At 58.7% G+C, this 686-nt stretch carries 1 protein-coding gene; it reads left to right on the forward strand.

Going from position 1 to position 686, the window contains the following annotated elements:
- Positions 1-552 (forward strand): extracellular solute-binding protein (locus EN750_RS37570; protein ID WP_127399489.1); only part of this gene is annotated, 552 nt, incomplete at its 5' end.
- Positions 553-686 lie beyond the last annotated feature (134 nt).

Below are 686 nucleotides of genomic sequence, written 5' to 3' on the forward strand. Positions count from 1 at the left end.
ACTTTTGAGATCGCGCTCCTTGCCGATGGCGTGACGCCAGATGGGTTGTATCCCATCGATTTCGACCGAGCGTTTCGCAGCCTGGACAAGATCAAGGCCAGCATCGTGAAGTTCTGGGAGAGCGGCGCCGAAGGCCCTCAGTTGGTGGTCGACAAGCAGGTCGCGATCGCCGCCGCTTGGAATGGGCGCGTTTCGGCCGTGAAGGATCAGGGCGGCGAGATAGCCATGAGCTGGCACCAGGCCCTCCTGCAATATGATGAATTCGGCATCTTGAAGGGAGCCTCCAACGTCGAGAATGCCTCCAAGTTCATTGCCTTCGCGTCGCGGGCGAAAAATCAGGCCGATTTCTCGAATAAGATCCTGTATGCTCCGCCCAATTCCAACGCCTATCAATATCTCTCGAAGGAACGCGCGGGCATGCTGCCGACGGTCCCTGACCTGCTTGCGTTGCAGATAGTGCAAAACCAGGCTTATTGGGCTGCGCTGCGTGACGACGGCAAGGACAACACCCAGTATGCCGCGGAACTCTGGGAAAACTGGATCACGCGCTAAGGGCGCGGGGATGCCCTTCCTCCCGCGCCGCAGCCGCCATGTCGGCACCGCAGGCATGATGGCGCCAGTGCTTGTCACTCTGGCGCTCATCTACATGATTCCCGTCGTGGGCCTGTTCATTAAAAGTTTTCAGG

Origin of the sequence: Mesorhizobium sp. M7A.F.Ca.ET.027.03.2.1 (assembly GCF_003999175.1) — a bacterium.
Lineage (GTDB): Bacteria > Pseudomonadota > Alphaproteobacteria > Rhizobiales > Rhizobiaceae > Mesorhizobium.